The organism is Desulfosporosinus sp. Tol-M2 (genome assembly GCF_059735615.1).
Genome location: NZ_JCAIJG010000051.1, coordinates 1 through 3,899 on the forward strand (window position 1 = coordinate 1; position 3,899 = coordinate 3,899).

6 protein-coding genes are annotated in these 3,899 nt (G+C 42.8%); 1 reads left to right on the plus strand and 5 read right to left on the minus strand.

The genetic code is table 11. The annotated features are described in order from the left end of the window. From AC6I5A_RS03490 to AC6I5A_RS03510, 5 genes are all read right to left on the minus strand, one after another. The coding region (locus AC6I5A_RS03490) for a tyrosine-type recombinase/integrase (RefSeq protein ID WP_497900463.1) at nucleotides 1–231 on the minus strand (231 nt) is incomplete at its 3' end. Next, entirely contained in the window at nucleotides 189–665 is a 477-nt protein-coding gene (locus AC6I5A_RS03495; RefSeq protein ID WP_034611713.1) for a site-specific integrase, read from the minus strand. The genes AC6I5A_RS03495 and AC6I5A_RS03490, both read right to left, overlap by 43 nt. Continuing rightward, nucleotides 662–1,894 (minus strand): tyrosine-type recombinase/integrase, encoded by a 1,233-nt coding sequence (locus AC6I5A_RS03500; RefSeq protein WP_052167866.1) that lies wholly within the window; start codon nucleotides 1,892–1,894, stop codon nucleotides 662–664. The genes AC6I5A_RS03495 and AC6I5A_RS03500 overlap by 4 nt, the downstream gene beginning before the upstream one ends. 465 nt (nucleotides 1,895–2,359) lie before the next feature. Then, the gene (locus tag AC6I5A_RS03505; protein WP_034611714.1) at nucleotides 2,360–2,629 is read right to left on the minus strand and encodes a helix-turn-helix transcriptional regulator; all 270 of its coding nucleotides are present in this window, start codon (nucleotides 2,627–2,629) and stop codon (nucleotides 2,360–2,362) included. Beyond that, on the minus strand, nucleotides 2,619–2,981 hold the full coding sequence (locus AC6I5A_RS03510) for a type II toxin-antitoxin system RelE/ParE family toxin (protein WP_034611716.1): 363 nt from the start codon (nucleotides 2,979–2,981) through the stop codon (nucleotides 2,619–2,621). Before AC6I5A_RS03510 ends, AC6I5A_RS03505 begins: the two co-directional genes overlap by 11 nt. 232 nt (nucleotides 2,982–3,213) lie before the next feature. On the opposite strand from AC6I5A_RS03510, the gene AC6I5A_RS03515 reads away from it, so the two are divergent. After that, the gene (locus AC6I5A_RS03515) at nucleotides 3,214–3,804 is read left to right on the plus strand and encodes a hypothetical protein (RefSeq protein ID WP_052167867.1); all 591 of its coding nucleotides are present in this window, start codon (nucleotides 3,214–3,216) and stop codon (nucleotides 3,802–3,804) included. Nucleotides 3,805–3,899: the final 95 nt, after the last annotated feature.

A 3,899-nucleotide genomic window follows, 5' to 3' on the forward strand; every position in this document is an offset into this window, starting at 1 on the left:
ATATGATCGGGAATACAGGTTGTATGGCAAGCCGTTCGGAGATGGGAAAAAGTATGTGTTACCAGTGAAAATGTCGGCATTGGAAGTATGATAATCCTTGCACATCTGCAACACGTCATCGGACATGGCGACATAACGCTCTTTGTGAGATTTGTTTTTTCGGACAAGCAAGATGCCTTTGTCGAAATCTATGTCGCAGCTTTGCAGTTCCCGTCCCTCGTTCGGATGCAAGCCACAAAAAAAATCAATCGCAATAATACAGGAAGAATCAGGTGCCGGTTAGGGGAGCATTTATTAGGCAATAGGTCATCGCACTCCTTGAAAATGCTCTGTAATTCTTTGTCAGTAAAAATATACGGCGTCCGTGTCTCTGCCCTTGGGAGAAAACTCGATGGGATCACATAGCAATCAATACCGATTGCAGATAGGTATTTAAGCAACTCCCGAACTGATTGAATCCTTCTTCTCGCGCTGGTCTGGGATTCGCTTTCCCAGCGTGAACACCAACTTAAGACTATTTCTTCTTTGAGATCGGACACGTCTAATTGCTTCGTCACTATATAATTACAAAAACGCATCAGATCGTACTCGTAGGATTTTCTGGAATATCCTATGGATTCTTTGTAGAGGAGCATAGCCTCAATATATTCGTTGAACGTCTTCATCGTTTGGAGCCCTCCCCGACAGAGTCGAACCCCAATGCGCATTCGCGCAAGCCCTCAATATCCAGAGAAATATACTGTTTAGTCGCGTGAGTGTTTTGATGACCAAGTATCTGTGCAATCGTTGTTATGGGCACGCCTTCAATTGTCATTTGGGTGCCAAGCATCCTCCGAATGCCATGCATCGTTTCTCCATCACCAAGCGTATGTGATACTCCCGCTGCCTTCATCCGTCGGCGCAAGACACATGCTACCGAGACGCCATCCTTAAATCCTTGAAAAGGCGCAAGGCTACTTAAAAATATCTCCGGGGATTTCGATTCCGGACGACTATTAAGAATGTAGTCGGCCAAGGCGGTTCCAACGCCCCTTTGCAGCGGAAGGTTGACAGGCGCTTGGGTTTTCCCCTGAACTATATGTATCTCGCTTTTTCGCCAGTCAATATCTAAAAGTTTGATTTTCGCTATATCCCCAGCCCGCATACCACTGCTTGCAGCCAACAGCAAAATGGCATAGTCGCGTTTACCGACTGCCATGCTTAGGTCAATTGACTTTATGACTAATCCCAAATCATCTTGGGGCATACACGGATATATTTTTCCTTCTCTTGCTCTCGGTGCCATAAGTAAGCCTGCGTATGGAAGACCGGATAGTCCCGATCTGGTAAGATATCGATTTAATTTGCGAAGAGCGCCGACAACATCATCCATGCTTTTTGCGCGTGACTGGGAAACATCGCTCAGAAACATCTGTACATGCTCTGACTCAATTTGAGAAATGTTGTTGATGTCAAAACTGGCAAGCAGCAACAGAAAACGCCTAACTATATACAGTGTATCGCGGCTTCGCACCTCCATGCGGATTGCATCGGCGAGACCGTTGATAATATGCTCAAAGCTTTCCGGTAAAACGGGGATACTTTTGCTAACTGGTCCTTTCCAGACGAAATTGCCTGTCTCATACACCTCTCGCAGTATTCTGGTACCTCGAGTGCGGAGGTTATGTACATTCCGTGAAATTGCCCCTATCTTCAGATTCTCCTGATAGCGTTGATCTAGCTCGTTCAGCAAATCTGTACTGTAATATACCTCCTGCTTTTCCTTGAAGAATTCGGAGATCGGTTTGAAACTACGAGATGCGACTACATTAAGTGTAGATTTTGCTAATCCTACTTCCTTTTCTAAGATTGCCAATGCCTGTTGGATGATTCCAAAAATCGTATTGTCTTCCATATAAGCCTCCTATTGAATTTAGTAAATTCAATATACAGCATAATGAAAGAAATATTATCCCGCCATTTTTGTGAAAGAAGGGCTTGATATGAGGGCTTGTGACAATTAGTCGGGATGCCGCATTTTGCGGGATAAGTTCTGAGAGGGGTTGGGCTTCAATTCGCAAGAAAAGGGCCCGCCTACTTACCAAATCTGAGGGAATATGCAGGTAATAACCAGACTTCGGTAATACGCGGGACGATAGACCGGACATCGCTCGCGCACTCGCTCGTCCGGTCTATCGTGGTGGCGGGTTCCCGGGGCACGGCGACCTGCTCGCTCGCGCTTGACGCTCGCGACGTCGCCTATCAGCCGGGTTCCCGGCTGATGCCCAAATTTCCACTTCGTGGGAACTTCGGGAACCCGCCACCACGTTAGGCGAAATAACTCTTGCAAGAAAAACAGCGGGTCTTAAAAAAGCCGCTGTTATTGAAAGCTGATTTGGAGTTCTTTGCCGAGTGCATTGGCTACCTTAGCAAGAAGTTCTATACTAGGATTATATTCGCCACTTTCTAAGCGTGAAATAGCAGATTGTTTTGTGTTTATCTTATCAGCCAGTTCTTTTTGGCTTAACCCCTGTTCCAATCGAAGTCTAATAATTTCACGTTTAATATCATAGAGAACTTTGAGATCATCATATTCTTTTTGAACATCTGGATTTTGAAATATTTGTTTTTTTGCTTGATCATGATTCATTTAGATCACTTCCTTTAAGATAATTCGTTATTCGTTTTAAAGATATATCCAAATCTAGTTTAGGAGTTTTCTTCGAAGTCTTTCGAATACCATGAAGTAAGATAAATCTACCCTGGTCGAAGCTAAAATAGAATATCCTAAAATTGTTTGTACTCTGCTTGACACGAAGTTCCCATAATTTATTATATGAGCCTTCAAGCTTTTTTATATGGGGATAACCAAGGAAGAGGCCGAACTCTTGCAAAAGATCAATTTCTCGTAAGATTTTTGCCTGCTCCTTGGGATTAAGTTGACTAATAAACTCCATAACTGGACAATAGCCATCTTCAGTATAGTATTCAATCTTGAACAATTTGATCACCTCGTATCACGGTTATATAATATCACATATGCGTTATAATCTCAAGTAGGGGAGTTACTTCGCCTAACACGGTTTTCCCGCGACTTGGAGGATGATGCATGCGGGCGCGGCGGGAACACCTGGACGTTCTCTGAAAGACTGTGCCCAATTGAGCCGTTCGCCTTCCTTGGCTCACTAAGTGAGGCTTTGGTGTTAATAATACGAAAGACGGAGGTAAATCACTTTGGATAACGATAATAAGATCATAGAAATTAATAGCCGAAGAATAGAACGTGACACTTCCATGGGTGATAGTGAAGATGAAGATTGGGAAGATGACTATAATCTTATAAGTAAGGGAGATTACGAGGGACTAAAAAAACTAAGAGAAGTAGCTGCTAAAAATAGCCCTAAGGACATTTATGCACTCTGGCGCTTAGGAGAGGCATATATTTTATGTAAAGAGTACGAAAAAGCCATCGAATATTTCAAACCGTTGTACAGAGAGAACCCCGATTTTCTTGATATAGTATATTCGATTTTAGATGCTCTATTTGCGTTAGGAAAAAATGAAAATGATTTTCAATGGGTTTCTGAAGTAAAGGTAATAAGATTAGGTAGAGAAGTATCTGATTTTTGTTATGATTATCTAAAAGGAAAAAGGAAACCAAGAGACCTAAACGATGTGTATTGTCAGTTAATGGGTGAGGGATATTTAGCTTTTGATGAAGAAGAATTACAAAAATATCTAGATGAAGATAATCGGTTTGAACTTCAAAAGGATAGAAGTGTTCAGGGTACATTATTGAAAGTCAAGCGGGAGAAGAAAAATTAGTAAGTAGTGAAGGTGAGGCTTCGAAGAGGCGCTCCGCCATCCATGGCTCCGCTGGGCACAGTCCATCAGAGAACACGGTGTTCCCGCCACTTAGA